Source organism: Streptomyces sp. NPDC006529 (genome assembly GCF_040611795.1).
Lineage (GTDB): Bacteria > Actinomycetota > Actinomycetes > Streptomycetales > Streptomycetaceae > Streptomyces.
This window is the reverse complement of sequence record NZ_JBEXPB010000001.1, coordinates 355,751-371,972: the sequence shown is the minus strand read 5'-3', so window position 1 is coordinate 371,972 and position 16,222 is coordinate 355,751. Positions and strand designations below refer to the sequence as shown.

Here is a 16,222-nt window from a genome sequence, read left to right as displayed (position 1 = left end):
GCGGCGGCGCCCCCGGCGCCCCGGTCCGTCACCGCCCCGCACCTCCCCCCAGCGCCCCCGCGCGGCGTCGTGCCGAGGCGGGCGGGGGGCGGCGGGCCGTAGAATCGGGGCATTGTGTCTGAGTCTCTGAATCCGCAGCCCGGTACCCCCGACGCCCCCGAGGGGGCGGCTTCCCACGTTCCGCCGCGCTGGCGCACGGAGCCCCGTTTTCCCGACGGGCCGGCGCCCGACCCGGCGGGCTCGCACCACGAGCGGCGGATCCGCAGCTTCCAGCCGCGCCGCAGCCGGGTGACCACCGGCCAGGGCGAGGCGCTGCGCCGGAAGTGGTCGACCTGGGGGCTGGACATCGACGGGCACGAGGTCATCGACCTCGGTCGGCTCTTCGACGGCCGCCCCGTCGTCCTGGAGATCGGCTTCGGCATGGGCGAGGCCACCGCGCAGATGGCCGCCGCCGACCCGGACACCGGGATCCTCGCCGTTGACGTGCACACGCCCGGACAGGGCAACCTCCTCGCGCTCGCCGAGCGGGGCGGGCTGGAGAACGTCCGGGTCGCCAACGGCGACGCGATCATCCTGCTGCGCGAGATGCTGCCGCCGGACTCCCTCGCCGGGATGCGCGTGTACTTCCCGGACCCGTGGCCCAAGGCCCGCCACCACAAGCGGCGGCTGATCCAGCCCGAGTTCCTCGACCTGGCGGCGACCCGGCTCGCTCCCGGGGCCGTACTGCACTGCGCGACCGACTGGGAGCCGTACGCCGAGCAGATGCTCGAAGTCCTCGGCGCGCACCCGCGGTTCGAGAACACCCGCGCGGACGGCGGCTTCGCGCCGCGCCCCGACTTCCGGCCGCTGACCCGCTTCGAGGGCCAGGGCCTGGACAAGGGGCACGTCGTCCGCGACCTCCTCTTCCGCCGCGTTCCGTAACACCCCTCTCCCACACCCCGGTTGCCCCGCGCGGCCGTACCCCGTAACGGGGAGAACAGCGAACGTCACTGCGCGTGTCGGACCCGCTCGCTAGGGTGATGACGTGTTCCGAGCGCTCCCCGGTGTGCTCGCACGTCCGTCGGGCGCGGTCCGCACGTGCGTGCTCGTCGTCCTGCTCTCCTGCGTGGCGCTGTCCGGCGTGGCCATCCTGGAGCTCGTCCGGGAACAGACGGGCACCGCCGGGTTCTTCGTCGGCCTCGGCCTGGCCCTGCTGCCGGTGGCCCCGCTCATGGCGGCGTTCCGGTGGCTGGGCCGGGCCGCGCCGCTGCCCTGGTCGCGGCTGCTGTTCTGCGCAGGGTGGGGAGCCTGCACGGCCGCCCTCATCGCCATAGTGGCCAACGACTTCGCTACCGAGTGGATGGCCGCGGCGGCCACCGACCCCTCCGCCGCCGACCAGCTCGGCTCGGTGGCGATCGCCCCCGTCGTGGAGGAGTGCGCGAAGGGCGCCGCCCCGCTGCTGGTGTTCGTCTTCCGAAGACGGCACTTCACCGGTCCCGCGGACGGCCTGGTCCTCGCCGGGTTCACCGCCACCGGTTTCGCCTTCACCGAGAACATCCTCTACCTCGGCAACGCCTTCGGCGAGGACCTCGGCAGCGGCACCAGCGTGCTCGACTCCATGACCGCGGCCACCTTCTTCGTCCGGATCATGCTGTCGCCGTTCGCCCACCCGCTGTTCACCGCGCTGACCGGGCTCGGCCTGGGCGCGGCCGCGCGCAGCACCCGCCGTGGGGTGCGGGCCGGGCTGCCGCCGCTCGGGCTGGCCCTCGCCATGGCCGCGCACGCCCTGTGGAACAGCTCGTCCGAGCTGGGTGCGTACGGCTTCTACGTCGTCTACGGCTCCGTGATGGTGCCCGCCTTCGCCGCGCTGGTGTGGCTGGCCGTGCGGCTGCGGCGCGGGCAGCTGCGTACGGTCGACCGCGAGCTGAGGGTGTACGCGGGGGCGGGCTGGCTGGGCCCGGCCGAGGTGCCCGCGCTCGCGTCGGTCCCGGCGAGGTCACTGGCCCGCGCGCTGGCCCGCAGTACGGGAGGGCGGCCGGCGGCCCGGGTGGTCGCGGCCTACACGGCGGACGCGGCGGCCCTCGCCCTGCTGCGCGACGAGGCCCGTACCGGCGGTCCGCGCCGGGCGGCGGACTTCGCTGCCCGGGAGCGGGAGTTGCTGGAGCGGCTGCTGCGGGGCCGGGCGGCCGCGGCGCCCGCCCTCGCCCGGGCGGCCGTCATGGAGCAGCTGTACGCGGCGCCGCCGCTGCGGACGACGAGCGCGGGGCGCACGTTCGTCCGGGTGCCGGCTCAGGTGCGGGTACCGCTGCCGGTGCCCGTTCCGGCTGCCCGGCGGCCTAGACAGCCAGACCCTTGCCCCGCAGCCAGGTGAGCGGGTCCCGCGTCTGACCGTCCGTACGCACTTCCAGGTGGAGGTGGGGGCCGGTGACGTTGCCCGTGGCGCCGACCCGGCCGATCGTGTCGCCGGTCGCCACCTGGCCGGCGGTCACCGACATCGAGGAAAGGTGGCAGTACCAGACCTCGGTGCCGTCGGCGAGGCGGAGCACGATCCGGTAGCCGTACGCGCCGGACCAGCCCGCGGAGGTGATCGTGCCGCCGTGCACCGCCTTGACGGGGGTGCCGGTCGGGGCGGCGAAGTCGAGGCCGGTGTGCATCCCGGAGGACCACATGGAACCGGCATCGCCGTAGTGGGAGGTGAGGGTGTAGGCCGAGGTCGGGAGGGCGTAGCCGCCCGTGGCCGGGGCCGCGGAGCCGGACGGGGCGGGCGCACCGGCGGAGGCGGGCGCACCGGCCGGCGCGGCGTCCGCCGCCCGCCGTGCCGCCGCGCCGGCGGCCGCTTCCGCCTCTTCGCGGGCCTTGGCCTCCGCTTCCGCGGCGGTGCGGGCGGCTTCCTCGGCGGCGGCCCGCTTCTGCCCGGCCTCCTCGGCGGCGGCCTGCCGCGCGGCCCGCTCGCTCTCCGCCCCCGCGGCGGCCGCGGCGGCGTCCTGCTGGGATTCGGCCTGCTGGAGGATCCGGTGGCGCAGCACCTCGCCCGGGTCGAAACCGGCGGCCTGCCGGACGTGCCCCGGACCTGCGGCCGGTTGCCCCTGGCCCGCGGCCTGGTCGCGGCTCTGGACGATGCCGTTCGCGGAGCCCTCCGCGGCCTGCTCCGACGCCTCGCCGGGGCCGCCGAGGTCGCCGAGGTCGCTCAGTGACGGGATGCTGATCCCGACCTGTGGGCGGTCCTGCGCGGTGGCGATCCCGCCCGCGCCGACGGCCGCGATGACGCCGACCCCGAGCACGGTGGAGCTGCGGGCCAGACTGCCGCGCTGGCGCGCCACGCGGTGCTTTCCGCGCACCGGGCGGGCCGAGTCCTCGGTCGGGTTCCACTCGCCCCAGGCACCGGCGGTGGGCGCCTCCTGGATGTCGACGCCGTCGGGGGCGGGCAGTTGGGACGGCACCGGGGCACACTCCTCGAAATCCGCGCACGCGCACTGTGCCGTCTCTTGCGACGGCGGTGGCGACCGCGCTGCGTTATCGAACGGTAATAGACGCGGGGGAGTGATTCCAAGCAGTTGCGATTGATCGTTCACGCCAATCAGCCACCCACCGCGCAGCCTTGGCCTTGACTTTCCCCCTCAATACATGACGAGACCGGGCGAATGGGTGCACCCACCCGCGCATCTCCAGCCACCCACTTCTCATGACGGGCCGTCAATTGCCGGTGCAGAGCGCCCTTTCCCCTCACGCACCGTCAGGCCCGCTCGTGCGGAACGGCCGGTACGGTCCGCCGTCGGCCCGGACGGCCCCCGCCCGGCCGGGCCACCGCCAGCAGCGCCATGTCGTCCGTCGCCCCGCCCCCGGTATGGCGGCGCACATCGGTGGTGAGCGCGTCCAGCACCTCCTCGGGCCCCGGGAAGACCCGCCCCCGCAAGCGGGCCGGCGGATCGTAGAACTCCCCCGCCCGGTCACGCGCCTCGCTCAGCCCGTCGGTGTACAGCAGCAGGGTCGCGCCCACCGGGAAGGCCCACTCGTCCGCCCGGTCCGGCCAGCTGCCCAGCTGCCCCATGCCCAGCGGCATCGCCGCCTCCGCCGGGTACAGCGGCGCCGCGGAACCGTCGGGGCCCAGCAGCAGCGGCTCCGGGTGACCCCGGTTCACGATCCGCAGCAGCCCCGTACCTCGCGGGATCTCGGCCAGCACACAGGTGGTGAACCCCTCGAAGGCGTCCAGGCTGTCGCGCCGCACGCCCTCCCGGGCCAGCGCCCGCTCCAGCCGCCGGGCCACCCCCTCCAGCGCGGGCTCCTGCTCGGCCGCCTCCCGGAAGGCGCCGAGGACCACCGCCACCGCCTCCACCGCGCCCAGCCCCTTGCCCCGTACGTCACCGACGGCCAGCCGCACGCCGTACGGGGTGTCCTGGACGGCGTACAGGTCCCCGCCGATGAACGCGTCGGCCTCCGCGGCCTCGTACCGGGCGGCGATGCGCAGCCCCCCGATCCACTCGGCGGGGGTGGGCAGGACCGCGCGCTGCGCCGCCTCGGCGATTCCGCGCGCGGAGGCGAGCCGGGCCCCGCTGCGCCGGACCACCCGGTTGATGAGCAGGGCGAATCCGGAGACGGTCAGGACGGTCACCAGCTCGGTGAGGGCCTCGCCCTGCCAGGTGGTGCCGTTGTAGACGTGCAGCGCGACCACCGACAGCGAGGCGAGGGCGCCGGTCAGCAGGGTCGTCCCGAGGGAGAAGAGCGGCGCCGCGACCAGCGGGGCGGCGGAGAAGAAGGGCGAGCCGGTGTAGCTGGGCGGGGTGAGCACGTCGAAGGCCAGACCCAGGACGACCAGGACCGCCGGGAGCACGCGGAGGAAGCGCCCGGCCAGCCGGGTCGCGCCGTTGGTTCCCGCGCCGTGGGTGTCGTCCCGCTGCCCCAGCCCCACCAAGGTCTTCTCCTGCCGGCTCCCTCACACGGGCGCGGGCCGCTACCGCCCCGCCCCTCAAGGGTGCGGGCCGCGGGAGCAGGCGGCGAACCGGCCGGAGCCGTCCGGGTGAAGCGGGCGCGGCCACGCGGTCCGGGAACGACGAAGGCCCGGATCCGTGAGGATCCGGGCCTTCGTCATCGCCCCTGAGGGCTTTCGTAGCGGGGGCAGGATTTGAACCTACGACCTCTGGGTTATGAGCCCAGCGAGCTACCGAGCTGCTCCACCCCGCGTCGGTAAACCCAACTCTACGCCATCCGGGGCGGCCCTCCGACCACTTGACGGCCGGGCCGCCGGACGCCCCCCGGAGCCGCCGTCACCACCCCTGTCACAGCCGGTCCAGGAACCCGGTCAGATTGCCCGTCATCCGCTCGATCTGCTCCTCGACGGTGAGGGTCTCCTCGAACCGCCCGCCCGCCTCCGGCAGCTTCTTGCCGCGCACGTAGAGCGAACAGGCCAGGTCGGTGCACATGTAGAGGCCGAGCGAGTTCCCCTCGCGGCCGTCCTTGCCGCGCTTGCGTGCCGTCATCAGGGAGACCCCGCCGCCCGGGTGGAGGGTCAGGCACAGGCCGCACATGCTGCGGTGCAGCGCCCCGCGCTTGACGGTCGCGAAGCGCAGCGTCACCCCGACGGGCCGGCCGCCGTCGGTGCCGCCGGTGACCAGGTAGCTGCGGTCGGGGGCGGACAGGTCGCGCCAGCCGAGGAAGTCGAGGTCCTCCCACGGCCGGGCGGCGAGGTCCCGGGGCAGCGGTATGCGAGCCGCCTCGCCCTTGGAGCAGTTCACGAACGAGCCCCGGATGTCCTTCTCGGTCAGTGCCTTCATGGGACCCACGCTAGGGTTGCCTAGAGCATCTAGGCAAATCATTAACGGCTTTCGCCAGAGCCCGAGGAACACAAGGAGCCACCCCGTTGTCCCGAGCAGGCCTCACCCCCGACCGCGTCGTCGAAGCGGCCGCCGCCCTCGCGGACTCCGCGGGCCTCGACCAGGTCACCGTCTCCGCCCTCGCCCGCGGCTTCGGCGTCAAGGACGCCAGCCTGTACTCCCACATCCGCGGCCTCGACGACCTGCGCGCCCGTCTCGCCGTGCGCTCCGCCGCCGAGTTCGCCGACCGGCTCGGCGAGGCACTGGCCGGCCGGGCCGGGGAGCAGGCGTTGACCGCCTTCGCCGACGCCTACCGGGCCTACGCCCTCGAACACCCCGGCGGGTACGCCGCCACCCAGCTGCGGCTGCCGCCCGAGGTGGTCGCCGCCTCGCCCGGGCACCTGCGGATGATCGAACTCACCACGTCGATGCTGCACGCGTACGCGCTGCCCGAACCCGACCTCACCGACGCGGTCCGGCTGCTGCGCAGCACCTTCCACGGCTTCGCCGCCCTGGAGGCCACCGGCTCCTTCGGCCACCCGCGCCCCGTCCCGCGGTCCTGGGCCCGGATCACCGCAGCCCTGCACACCCTGCTGGTCAACTGGCCCCGTACGGACCCGGCCGCGCGGCAGCCCTAACTCGCCTCCGGCACCCCGCGTTTGGCACCCGGCCCCGGCTCCGCGCTGCACGACGCCGCCGAACCGGCCGCGCCCGCCCGCCCCTTCACCGGCACGGGCCGTGGCAGGAAACCGCCGGAGCCACTCCGGGCGATACCCGATCGGTCCCGCGCCCCTCTGCGGCTATGCTCTGGGGTGAGCACTCTGCGGGCCATTAGCTCAATTGGCAGAGCAGCGGACTTTTAATCCGTTGGTTGTCGGTTCGAGTCCGACATGGCCTACTGCTCGCGGGCCGGGGACACCCTCTCCGGCCTGGCACTGAGCGCCCCATCCGGTTTCGGCCAGATGGGGCGCTCCGTCGTTTCCGGGCCCCTGCGTGAGCGGTGCGTGAGCGGACGGCCCGGCACGGGGCGCCATCCGGCGCTACGAGACGGGCTCGCACGGTACCGGCCGTGTCTCCGGCGCCGCCTCGATGGCCTCTACGGCATCCGAGGGGCGGCGGTCGATCCGTGTGGGGAGTCCCGTCCCCTTCAGGGTGGGTCACGGTGAGCTGGAGGCCCGGAGCCGACGGCGAGCACGTAAGAACGCTGCGCTCGGTGCGAATCAATATCTGTCGCCGCGACCTAGGAATTTAATGGATCCGGTGGGGAGTGTTTCTACCTCAACGCAGTCGACGGAAATGTTCGGCGCACACAAGCCGCCGCATCGTGCTACTGTCGATCTCGGTTGCAGTTTTGGTACCCAAGAACTTCAAGCGCCTCCAGCCGGAATTCATTCGGTCGGAAGCACTTTGTATTTCCCGGTCATTTACCGGGCGGGGCATCATCGCGGCGACACGGCGTCCGCACAGTGCAGACGCCGATGCATTGCCCCAAAGGAGATATGACATGGCTGCTGGTACCGTGAAGTGGTTCAACGCGGAAAAGGGTTTCGGCTTCATCGAGCAGGACGGTGGCGGCGCTGACGTGTTCGCCCACTACTCGAACATCGCCGCCCAGGGCTTCCGCGAGCTGAACGAGGGCCAGAAGGTCACCTTCGACATCGCGCAGGGCCAGAAGGGCCCGACGGCCGAGAACATCGTTCCCGCCTAAGCGCTGACACGCGTTCTGTAGCTGGGGCCCGCATCCCTCGGGGTGCGGGCCCCAGCTGCATGCATTTCCCGCGGTGGGTTCACCCGCGGTATTGAGCATTGAGACACTCGGCCGACCGGCCCTCTCGGGGCCGCACTCGAATCAATTGCTTTGGTTGCTGCGTCCATATGACGCCACCTTGTTCCAGCGTCTGAGCCCGTAGGGATTCCCGGGCCGCCAGATCCGCTTTCGCATCAAATTCGGCCCGTTCTCGCAATTCCCTGCGCCGCTCCTACGCTGCGGGAATTCCTTGATACGTGCCGCGTCAAGGAAGGTTCCGCATGAACCCCACACGTACGAACGAGCGCTCTTCCCGCACCCGCGGCCGCACCGGCGGCCCCGCCTTCGGCGCCGGTTCGGGCCGGGGCAGCCGATTCGGCTCGCCGGCCCCGAGCCGCTCCGGAAACCCGAGCCGCTCGGGCGGATACGGCCGTCGGCCCGCCGCCGTCCAGGGCGAGTTCGCACCGCCGAAGACGATCACCCCCGCGCTGCCCGCCGTCGAGGCTTTCGCCGACCTCGCCATGCCGGCCCCGCTGCTCGCCACGCTCGGCCGCGAGGGCATGACCACCCCGTTCCCGATCCAGGCCGCCACGCTGCCCAACACCCTCGCCGGCCGTGACGTCCTGGGCCGCGGCCGCACCGGCTCGGGCAAGACCCTGGCCTTCGGGCTCGCCCTGCTGGCCCGTACGGCCGGCCAGAGCGCCGAGCCGGGTCAGCCCCTCGCCCTGGTCCTCGTACCGACGCGCGAGCTGGCCCAGCAGGTCACCGCCGCCCTCACTCCTTACGCCCGGGCGGTCAAGCTGCGCCTGGCCACCGTCGTCGGCGGCATGCCGATCCACCGCCAGGCCGGTGCGCTGCGCGCCGGAGCCGAAGTGGTCGTCGCCACCCCCGGCCGGCTCAAGGACCTCATCGACCGTGGTGACTGCCGGTTGAACCAGGTCGCCGTCACCGTCCTCGACGAGGCCGACCAGATGGCTGACATGGGCTTCATGCCCCAGGTCACCGCGCTGCTCGACCAGGTGCGCCCCGAAGGCCAGCGGATGCTGTTCTCCGCCACCCTCGACCGCAACGTCGACCTGTTGGTCCGCCGCTACCTGACCGACCCGGTCGTGCACTCCGTCGACCCCTCGGCCGGCGCCGTCACCACGATGGAACACCACGTCCTGCACGTCCACGGCGCCGACAAGCAGCGGACAACGACGGAGATCGCGGCCCGCGACGGCCGGGTGATCATGTTCCTGGACACGAAGCACGCCGTGGACCGCCTCACCCAGGACCTCCTCGACAACGGGGTCCGCGCCGCGGCCCTGCACGGCGGGAAGTCCCAGCCGCAGCGAACCCGGACCCTGGCCCAGTTCAAGTCCGGCCACGTCACCGTCCTGGTCGCGACCAACGTGGCTGCGCGCGGCATCCACGTCGACAACCTGGACCTCGTCGTGAACGTCGACCCGCCGACCGACCCCAAGGACTACCTGCACCGCGGCGGCCGTACCGCCCGCGCCGGTGAGTCCGGCAGCGTCGTCACCCTCGTCACGCCCAACCAGCGCCGCGAGATGGCCCGCCTGATGACGGCCGCGGGCATCACCCCGCAGACCACACAGGTCCGATCGGGCGACGAGGCCCTGAACCGCATCACCGGCGCCCAGGCGCCCTCCGGCATCCCGGTCACCATCACCGCCCCGGTGTCCGAGCGGCCCAGGCGCAGCACCTCCTCCCGTGGCCGCCGCGGGCCCGCCTCGGCCGCCCGGCGCACGAGCGCACGGCAGTCCGCCTTCGACGCGGCGGCCTGAGAGCCACTTGATCCGGAAACTGACCCACCACTGCAGGAGGCACCTTGTGACGCTGGTCCGGATGCAGACCCGCCCGGCGCCCGCCGAGGCCCGTGCCGACCTCACCCGGCAGACGGTGGACGACGCCATGAAAGCGGCGGGTCCGCAGGTCTGCGACGACATGACCGCCGAGGTGGCCCTGGCCGTCATGGCCGGTTCCCGCACGGAGCATCTGCTCGTCTGCGACGAGGACGGCCTGTGCACCGGGCTGGTCACCCGCGTGCAGCTCGCCGCCATCCGCGACAGCACGGCGTACACGGACCGGCTCCGCCTGCGCGACGTCCTCGGCGACCGTGGCCCGTTCACCTCGCCCACGACCACGATGGCCGAGGCCGAGCACGCGATGCGCTACCGCGAGCTCGCCGCCCTGCCCGTCGTCGATGAACACGGCAGCGCTCTGGGCGTCCTCGCCCTCGCCCTCGCCCGCTGAACCACCTCACCGTGGTCGGACCGTTCCCCTCTTCTCTCTGTGAGGCAACATGCGCTGTGTCATCGCCCGCTTCCCGTTCGACCTGACCAAAAGCGGTGTCCTGGAGTCGATGAAGGGCATCAAGCCCGAGCAGGTCCTCGGCGAGTCCGTGATCATCGGCCGCCGCACCTACCCCGTCAAGCAGGTCGGCCAGGTCATCACCCGCCAGGACCGCCGCGACTTCAGCATTGGCGAAGTCGTCCGCGCGATGACCCAGCTCGGCTTCACGGTCCGCGGAAGCCTGCCCCGGGCCGTCGTGCCCACACGCGTACTCAGCCCCCTCCAACGGGCCTCCGTGATGCTCGGCACGCCCGTGACCGCCTGACCCGTCGGCCCGGCACATGCCGCCGCCCGCACAGCAGAGAGGGCCCGACCGGCACACGCCGCTCGGGCCCTTCCGCTTACACCGTGATCGGCGATCCGCAGGGCCGGACGGTGGTGCCGGCGCACGGGTCCGACTGTGATCAGGACCGCCACGACGCGGCGCGGAAAGGCCCCGGATCGGCTACCCGCCCGCGGGCCGCGGCTGTCCGCAGGCTTGACGGGGCAGGAGGGCGCGTACGGTCTTGCCGCCTTCGGGCGTGGGCGTGACCACGATGGAGCGGGCGAGGTCGTTGACCATGCGCCAGCCGAACCCGCCGGTGCCGTCGACCAGGTCGGGGGTACGCATGCGCGGCCAGTGGGGACTGGAGTCCTCGACGGAAACCTCGATGGTGTCGGGGTGCGCGGCCAGTCGGAGCGTGTGGGCGCCGCCGCCGTGGCGCAGGGCGTTGGTGACGAGCTCGGAGACGACCAGGATCACGGTGTCGGCGCATTCCGGTTCGATGGCCGTCTGCCCGAGGGCTCCGAGGAAGGACCGGGCAGCCCGGCGCGCCCCGGCGACGGCGGCCAGAGGACGAAGTGCTGTGCGCTCGGCGCTCATCGTGGTCATCGCGCGCTCCTGCTCTGTTGTCGGCATCCCGCCCGGCCTGCCCGGTCGTTGTGCCCCGACCCCCGACCGTTCAACCTGACGGAACCCGATTACCTCAGCAACACGCGCTCAAAAATCTATCTTGGCTGGAGTAGACATTAAGTGGTGGCACGGTTATGGTTTCTCTCGTAGCCAGAGAGCAGCAGGGCCGGGCAGAGACGAACTGCCTGGCAGTAGTACCCAGTGTGTGCAGTTGCAGTGCGCAGGACGGTGCGGTGGTGGAGTTTCGAAGCCAGGGCTGGTGCAGGACGGCGACGGGACTGACGACCGGACCGGGCGGCCCGCAGTGATCAGGGGCCACCACAGGCAGTACCCAGCGGTGAAGTCAGTGAGCAGCACCTTGGTGAAGGCGTCGAGTGCGGGCGCGTCCATCAGGAAGTCCGGCAGTGGGGTTCCAAGCCAGAGCGGACGCAGGACAGGCGACGGGGCTGGCTGCCGGAGCGGCGCTGGGCCAGGCCGCCAGCAAGGCCGACGCAGTATCAAGGTCGGCAGATGGTGTAGCAGTTCCTTCGGGGCCCTGGTGCCATAGGCACCAGGGCCCCTCCGTCTCTGAACGGGCGGGCTTGTACCGGACCCGTCGCCGTGCTCAGTGGGCGACGAGGAAGACGGCGATGTAGTGCGCGGTGAAGGCTGCCACGGTCAGGGCGTGGAACACCTCGTGGTAGCCGAACCAGCGGGGTGAGGGATCGGGGCGCTGGAGGGCGTACACGACCGCGCCCGCGCTGTAGAGCAGCCCGCCCGTCACGATCAGCGTGAGTACGGCCGCGCCGCCGCTGTGCAGGAAATCGGGCAGGTAGCGCACCGGTGCCCAGCCCAGGGCCAGGTAGCAGGGCGTGTACAGCCAGCGGGGCGCGCCGATCCACAGGACGCGGAAGGCGATGCCGGCCAGAGCGCCCGTCCACACGATCCACAGGAGGACGGACCTCTGGCCAGGAGCGAGAAGGAGCACGGCCAACGGGGTGCAGGTGCCGGCGATGATCAGGAAGATGTTGGCGTGGTCGAGGCGGCGCAGGACGGCCTCGCCGAGCGGTCCCCACGTGCCGAGGTGGTAGACGGCGCTCGTCCCGAACAGCAGCCAGGCGGTGACGGCGTACACGGTGCACGCCGCGATGGCCTGCGGTGTGCCTGCCAGACACATGAGGACGATGCCCGCGGCCAGGGACGCGGGGACCATGCCGGCGTGGAGCCAGCCCCGTAGCTTCGGCTTGATCGGCTCCACCAGATCGGCCGCTCGCTCGACGAGGTCGGCGGCGTCCCGGGGCACCGCTTCCCGTCCTGACACGTGGTGCTGGGCATCGCTGGCAACCATGAGTCCATGCTAGGAGCCCGTGCGGAGCGGCAGTGCCCGAGGTCTGCCGCAGCCACAGACGAGTGGGACGCTTCGACTTGTCACGGGGCCGTCCGGTGCGGTGGCGAGAGTTCGCCGACACGAAGCCCTCTCTGCGCATCGTCTTCGCGGTCCGCCGCCCACCGCTCGACCCGGGGACAGGGGGCGAACCGCACCAGGGCCGGGCGCCGGCCCGGGCAGACCCGCCCGGAGCAGTGGGCCGGGCGCATTGCGGTGATGCTGCGGGTCCTCGCGGGGACACCGGAAAAATGTCGTAGGCGATGACCGTTCGCGCATGATGCCCTGCCCGCCATGACCACTCGCACCACGCTCGTGCTCGCCGCCGTCGCCGCGGCGCTCGCACTCGCCGCCCCGGCGGCGACCGCCTCGCCGTCCGCGGCCGCGCCCGAACCGACCCCGGCCCCCCTGTCCAGCGCGCCGCATCCCGTGCCCGGCAGCTACATCGTGATCCTGCACAAGGGCGCGGACCCGGCCGCGGTCGCGGAGCAGCTGGGGGTGAAGCCGGCGTTCGTCTACCGCAAGGCCCTCAACGGCTTCGCCGTCACGCTGACCCCGGACCAGCTGGAGAGCGTCCGGGTGAGCCCGGGCGTGAAGGCCGTCGAGCAGGACGCCGAGGTCACGCGCCCGCCGCGGCCGGTCACCGAACCGGGCACCCGGGCACCGGCCGCCTCCTGGGGCCTGGACCGGATCGACCAGCGGAACTGGAACGCGGACCAGGGCACGGGCGACGGCCGCTACGACGCCCGGCACGACGGCGCCGGGGTGAGCGCCTACATCCTGGACACCGGAATCGACTACGCGCACGAGGAGTTCGACGGCGGGCGCGCCACCTTCGGCTTCGACGCGGTGGGCGACGGGGCGCCGGCATGGACTGCAACGGCCACGGCACGCACGTCGCGGGCACGGTCGGCGGCAGGACCTACGGGGTGGCGCCCAAGGCGGACCTGATCAGCGTCCGGGTCCTGGGCTGCGACGGCAGGGGCTCCTACGCCGGGATGATCGCCGGCATCGACTGGGTGGCGGCGAACGCCCGGCACCCCGCCGTCCTGAACGGCTCGCTCGGCGGGGACTACTCCGACGCCCTCAACCAGGCGGTCAACGCCCTCGCGGACGCGGGCGTGCTGCCGGTCATCGCCGCGGGCAACGACGCGGACGACGCCTGCCTGACCTCCCCCGCCTCGGCGGAGCGCGCCTTCACGGTCGGGGCCTCGAACCGGCGGGACCAGGAGAGCGCCTTCTCCAACCACGGCCGCTGCGTGGAGCTGTACGCGCCCGGCGAGGCCATCGTCTCCGCGAGGCTCGGCGGCGGCAGCGAGGCACTGGACGGTACGTCGATGGCCTCCCCGCACGCCGCCGGTGTCGCCGCCCTCTACGAGCAGGCCCGGCCGAACGCGCTGCCCGAGGAGGTGGCCGGATTCCTCCTGCGCGAGTCCACCGAGGGGGTGTTGACCCGGGTCTCCCCGGGCAGCCCCAACCGGCTGCTCCACACCGGCGGCCTGTAGCACCCGCCCGGCACACCGCGGCGGGCGCGTGAGCCACCCCGCAGCACGCAGACGGCCCCCACCGCACCGGAGTGCCGTGGGGGCCGAGCGGACGCCTGGATCAGGCGCCCGGTGGTACTAGGGCCGAAGATCAGCCGTTGCGCTTCCAGCGCGGCTTGTCGTCGCGACGGGCGGTGCCGCCGCCGAAGGACGAGCCGGAGCCGGAGCCCGACGGACGGTGGTCGTCACGGCGGCCGTACGGGCGGTCGCCGCCACCGGAGCGGAAGCCGCCGGAGGGACGGTCGCCACCGCGGTCGTCACGGTTGAAGCCACCCGAGGGGCGGTCGTCGCGACGGAAACCACCGGAGGCGGGACGGTCGCCACCGGAGCGGAAGCCGCCACCGGCCGGACGGTCGCCACCCGAGCGGAAGCCGCCCGAGGGACGGTCGTCGCGGCGGAAGCCGCCACCGGCCGGGCGGTCGCCGCCACGGTCGTCACGGTTGAAGCCGCCCGAGGGGCGGTCGTCGCGGCGGAAGGAACCGGACGGACGGTCGTCACGACGGAAGCCACCACCGGCGGGACGGTCGCCACCGGAGCGGAAACCGCCCGAGGGACGGTCGTCGCGGCGGAAGCCACCACCCGAGGGACGCTCGTCACGACGGTCGCCACCGGAGCGGAAGCCACCGGACGGACGGTCGTCGCGGCGGAAGCCACCACCCGAGGGACGCTCGTCACGACGGTCGCCACCGGAGCGGAACCCGCCGCGGTCACCACCGCGGTCACCGCGGTCGTCACGGTTGAAGCCGCCACGGCCGCTGCGCTCGCCGCGGTCGTCGCGACGCTCGAAGTTGCCGCGGTCGTCACGGCGCTGGACGGCCTGCGCCTCGGCGGCGGCAGCCGCGGCCGCGGCCTCGGCCGCCACCTCGGCCTCCGCAGCCTCGGCGACCTCGGCCACAGCGGCCTCCGGGTCCTCGCCGCGCTCACGGGCGGAACGGGCGACGAGGCGGTCGGCCTCCTCGCGCAGCTCCACGGCGCGGCGCTGGACGCGCTCCAGCTGCTTGGTGAGGTCGGCGACCTCGCGCTCGGCCTGCTTCGCGGCGTTGTTCGCGGAGTCGGCCTGGACCTCGGAGAGCGAGCGGGCGCCGGTGATCTCGGCGACCTCGGGCTCGAACGCGCCGGCTCCGCCGACGATGTGGCGCGAGGCGTCGACGCCCGCGTCCTCCATCAGCCGGAAGATCTGGCGGCGCTGGTGCGGCAGCGACAGCGAGACCACGACGCCCGACTTGCCGGCGCGGGCGGTACGGCCCGAGCGGTGCAGGTAGTCCTTGTGGTCGCCGGCCGGGTCCACGTTCAGGACCAGGTCGATGCCGTCGACGTGGATGCCGCGGGCGGCGACGTCGGTCGCGACGAGCGCGTTGACGTAGCCCTTCTTGAAGTCTTCCAGGACGCGGGTGCGGGCACCCTGCGTCATGCCGCCGTGCAGCGCGTCGGCCTTCACGCCGGACTCGATGAGCTGCTCGGCGATGCGGTCGGCGCCCAGCTGGGTGCGGACGAAGATGATCGTGCGGCCCTTGCGGGCGGCGATCGCGGCCGTGACCGGCGCCTTGTCCTTCGGCTTCACGACGAGGACGTGGTGGGTCATGGTCGAGACGTTGCCCTGCGCGCTGTCGACCTCGTGGGTGACCGGATTCGACAGGTAGCGCTTGACGAGCGTGCCGATCTCGTTCTCCATGGTGGCGGAGAAGAGCATGCGCTGGCCGCCGCCGGGGATCTGGTCGAGCAGCTCGGTGACCTCGGGCAGGAAGCCCAGGTCGGACATCTGGTCGGCCTCGTCGAGGACCGCGACCTGGACGTTCTCCAGCGAGCAGGCGCCGCGGTTGATGATGTCGCGCAGACGGCCCGGGGTGGCGACGAGGACGTCGACGCCGCGCTCCAGGGCGTAGATCTGGTTGCCCATCGAGGTACCGCCGCAGACGACCTTGAGCTTCAGGCCGAGGACGTCGCCGTACGGCTGGAGCGCGTCGGCGACCTGCATGGCCAGCTCACGGGTCGGCGTGAGGATGATCGCGCGGGGCTTCTTCTTCTCGGTGGTGCCGCCGGCCAGCGAGGCCAGGGTCGGCAGACCGAAGGAGAGGGTCTTGCCGGAGCCGGTGCGGCCACGGCCGAGGATGTCCTTGCCGGCCAGGGCGTCCGGGATGGTCGCGGCCTGGATCGGGAAGGGGGCGGTGACGCCGTTCTGCGCGAGCTTGCGGACGATGCCGTCCGGCAGACCGAGGTCGCCGAAGGTGAGCGTGGGCTCGGCGTCGGCAACCTCGTCGGCTGCGATGGCGTCGATGGACTGGTCGGTCGTCAATTCGGCCTCAAAAGCTTCGTCGATGTCGGCGGCGAGGGAGTCGGTCACGATCTCGTCGAGCACGAGGATCTCGGTGCTCTCGACGATTTCGGGGCTCCCGACGGCCTCTACGGCCTCGATGGAGTCGTTCTCGGGCATGACGGCACGGTCAGAACTGGAAATGGACATGCGAAATGCGAAACCTTCCGGAGTCTCGGCACGCGCCCAAACTCCGTGAATCGCAAATCGACCGCCTCAAT

The 16,222-nt window shown here is 72.7% G+C and carries 15 protein-coding genes and 2 tRNA genes; 10 read left to right on the top strand and 7 right to left on the bottom strand.

Annotated elements, in window-relative coordinates; all coding sequences use genetic code 11:
- Positions 1-114: 114 nt before the first annotated feature.
- Both trmB and ABZY31_RS01810 read left to right on the top strand, forming a co-directional pair.
- A complete protein-coding gene (gene trmB, locus ABZY31_RS01815; RefSeq protein ID WP_356403620.1) occupies positions 115-921 on the top strand; it encodes a tRNA (guanosine(46)-N7)-methyltransferase TrmB in 807 nt (268 codons plus the stop codon).
- Between the two features lie 103 nt (positions 922-1,024).
- Positions 1,025-2,350: a PrsW family intramembrane metalloprotease gene (locus ABZY31_RS01810; RefSeq protein WP_356403618.1), complete on the top strand. Its 1,326-nt coding sequence runs from the start codon at positions 1,025-1,027 to the stop codon at positions 2,348-2,350.
- Here ABZY31_RS01810 and ABZY31_RS01805 read toward each other — a convergent pair.
- From ABZY31_RS01805 to ABZY31_RS01790, 4 genes are all read right to left on the bottom strand, one after another.
- Complete coding sequence (locus ABZY31_RS01805; RefSeq protein WP_356403716.1) at positions 2,316-3,407, bottom strand: M23 family metallopeptidase; 1,092 nt, start codon at positions 3,405-3,407, stop codon at positions 2,316-2,318. The two genes, ABZY31_RS01810 and ABZY31_RS01805, sit on opposite strands and share 35 nt — an antisense overlap.
- A 305-nt stretch (positions 3,408-3,712) precedes the next feature.
- A complete protein-coding gene (locus tag ABZY31_RS01800) occupies positions 3,713-4,879 on the bottom strand; it encodes a PP2C family protein-serine/threonine phosphatase (protein WP_356403714.1) in 1,167 nt (388 codons plus the stop codon).
- Positions 4,880-5,083: 204 nt separating this feature from the next.
- A tRNA-Met gene (locus ABZY31_RS01795) sits at positions 5,084-5,157 on the bottom strand.
- A 95-nt stretch (positions 5,158-5,252) separates the two neighbouring features.
- Complete coding sequence (locus ABZY31_RS01790; RefSeq protein ID WP_356403615.1) at positions 5,253-5,747, bottom strand: FBP domain-containing protein; 495 nt, start codon at positions 5,745-5,747, stop codon at positions 5,253-5,255.
- An 86-nt stretch (positions 5,748-5,833) separates the two neighbouring features.
- Here ABZY31_RS01790 and ABZY31_RS01785 point away from each other — a divergent pair, with 86 nt between their 5' ends.
- The 6 genes from ABZY31_RS01785 to ABZY31_RS01760 all read left to right on the top strand — a co-directional run bounded on the left by ABZY31_RS01785 (position 5,834) and on the right by ABZY31_RS01760 (position 10,156).
- Positions 5,834-6,424 carry a TetR-like C-terminal domain-containing protein gene (locus ABZY31_RS01785; protein WP_356403613.1) on the top strand — a complete coding sequence of 197 codons (591 nt, stop codon included), beginning with the start codon at positions 5,834-5,836 and terminating at the stop codon, positions 6,422-6,424.
- A 187-nt stretch (positions 6,425-6,611) separates the two neighbouring features.
- Positions 6,612-6,684 (top strand) — tRNA-Lys (locus tag ABZY31_RS01780).
- A gap of 606 nt (positions 6,685-7,290) precedes the next feature.
- On the top strand, positions 7,291-7,494 hold the full coding sequence (locus ABZY31_RS01775) for a cold-shock protein (RefSeq protein WP_008734853.1): 204 nt from the start codon (positions 7,291-7,293) through the stop codon (positions 7,492-7,494).
- A 320-nt stretch (positions 7,495-7,814) separates the two neighbouring features.
- Positions 7,815-9,323: a DEAD/DEAH box helicase gene (locus ABZY31_RS01770; RefSeq protein ID WP_356403610.1), complete on the top strand. Its 1,509-nt coding sequence runs from the start codon at positions 7,815-7,817 to the stop codon at positions 9,321-9,323.
- 61 nt (positions 9,324-9,384) lie between these two features.
- Positions 9,385-9,792, top strand: coding sequence for a CBS domain-containing protein (locus tag ABZY31_RS01765; protein ID WP_356403711.1), 408 nt, complete (start codon positions 9,385-9,387; stop codon positions 9,790-9,792).
- Between the two features lie 49 nt (positions 9,793-9,841).
- Entirely contained in the window at positions 9,842-10,156 is a 315-nt protein-coding gene (locus ABZY31_RS01760) for an SCO5918 family protein (protein WP_356403607.1), read from the top strand.
- A gap of 180 nt (positions 10,157-10,336) precedes the next feature.
- Here ABZY31_RS01760 and ABZY31_RS01755 read toward each other — a convergent pair whose 3' ends face one another.
- Positions 10,337-10,762: an ATP-binding protein gene (locus ABZY31_RS01755; protein ID WP_356403604.1), complete on the bottom strand. Its 426-nt coding sequence runs from the start codon at positions 10,760-10,762 to the stop codon at positions 10,337-10,339.
- Between the two features lie 625 nt (positions 10,763-11,387).
- On the bottom strand, positions 11,388-12,110 hold the full coding sequence (locus ABZY31_RS01750) for a hemolysin III family protein (protein ID WP_356403601.1): 723 nt from the start codon (positions 12,108-12,110) through the stop codon (positions 11,388-11,390).
- 330 nt (positions 12,111-12,440) lie between these two features.
- Here ABZY31_RS01750 and ABZY31_RS01745 point away from each other — a divergent pair, with 330 nt between their 5' ends.
- Both ABZY31_RS01745 and ABZY31_RS01740 read left to right on the top strand, forming a co-directional pair.
- A complete protein-coding gene (locus tag ABZY31_RS01745) occupies positions 12,441-13,097 on the top strand; it encodes a S8 family serine peptidase (RefSeq protein ID WP_356403600.1) in 657 nt (218 codons plus the stop codon).
- Complete coding sequence (locus ABZY31_RS01740; RefSeq protein WP_356403597.1) at positions 13,016-13,651, top strand: S8 family peptidase; 636 nt, start codon at positions 13,016-13,018, stop codon at positions 13,649-13,651. The genes ABZY31_RS01745 and ABZY31_RS01740 overlap by 82 nt, the downstream gene beginning before the upstream one ends.
- Positions 13,652-13,781: 130 nt before the next feature.
- On the opposite strand, the gene ABZY31_RS01735 is transcribed toward ABZY31_RS01740, so the two are convergent.
- Positions 13,782-16,151 (bottom strand): DEAD/DEAH box helicase, encoded by a 2,370-nt coding sequence (locus ABZY31_RS01735; protein ID WP_356403594.1) that lies wholly within the window; start codon positions 16,149-16,151, stop codon positions 13,782-13,784.
- Positions 16,152-16,222: the final 71 nt, after the last annotated feature.

Bases quoted from the DNA above. Each gene is read 5' to 3' on its own strand.
- ABZY31_RS01790 (WP_356403615.1), bottom strand. From the start codon at position 5,747: ATGAAGGCACTGACCGAGAAGGACATCCGGGGCTCGTTCGTGAACTGC.
- ABZY31_RS01765 (WP_356403711.1), top strand. From the start codon at position 9,385: ATGCAGACCCGCCCGGCGCCCGCCGAGGCCCGTGCCGACCTCACCCGG.
- ABZY31_RS01735 (WP_356403594.1), bottom strand. From the start codon at position 16,151: ATGTCCATTTCCAGTTCTGACCGTGCCGTCATGCCCGAGAACGACTCC.
- ABZY31_RS01760 (WP_356403607.1), top strand. From the start codon at position 9,842: ATGCGCTGTGTCATCGCCCGCTTCCCGTTCGACCTGACCAAAAGCGGT.
- ABZY31_RS01740 (WP_356403597.1), top strand. From the start codon at position 13,016: ATGGACTGCAACGGCCACGGCACGCACGTCGCGGGCACGGTCGGCGGC.
- ABZY31_RS01775 (WP_008734853.1), top strand. From the start codon at position 7,291: ATGGCTGCTGGTACCGTGAAGTGGTTCAACGCGGAAAAGGGTTTCGGC.
- ABZY31_RS01755 (WP_356403604.1), bottom strand. From the start codon at position 10,762: ATGACCACGATGAGCGCCGAGCGCACAGCACTTCGTCCTCTGGCCGCC.
- ABZY31_RS01745 (WP_356403600.1), top strand. From the start codon at position 12,441: ATGACCACTCGCACCACGCTCGTGCTCGCCGCCGTCGCCGCGGCGCTC.
- ABZY31_RS01750 (WP_356403601.1), bottom strand. From the start codon at position 12,110: ATGGTTGCCAGCGATGCCCAGCACCACGTGTCAGGACGGGAAGCGGTG.
- ABZY31_RS01770 (WP_356403610.1), top strand. From the start codon at position 7,815: ATGAACCCCACACGTACGAACGAGCGCTCTTCCCGCACCCGCGGCCGC.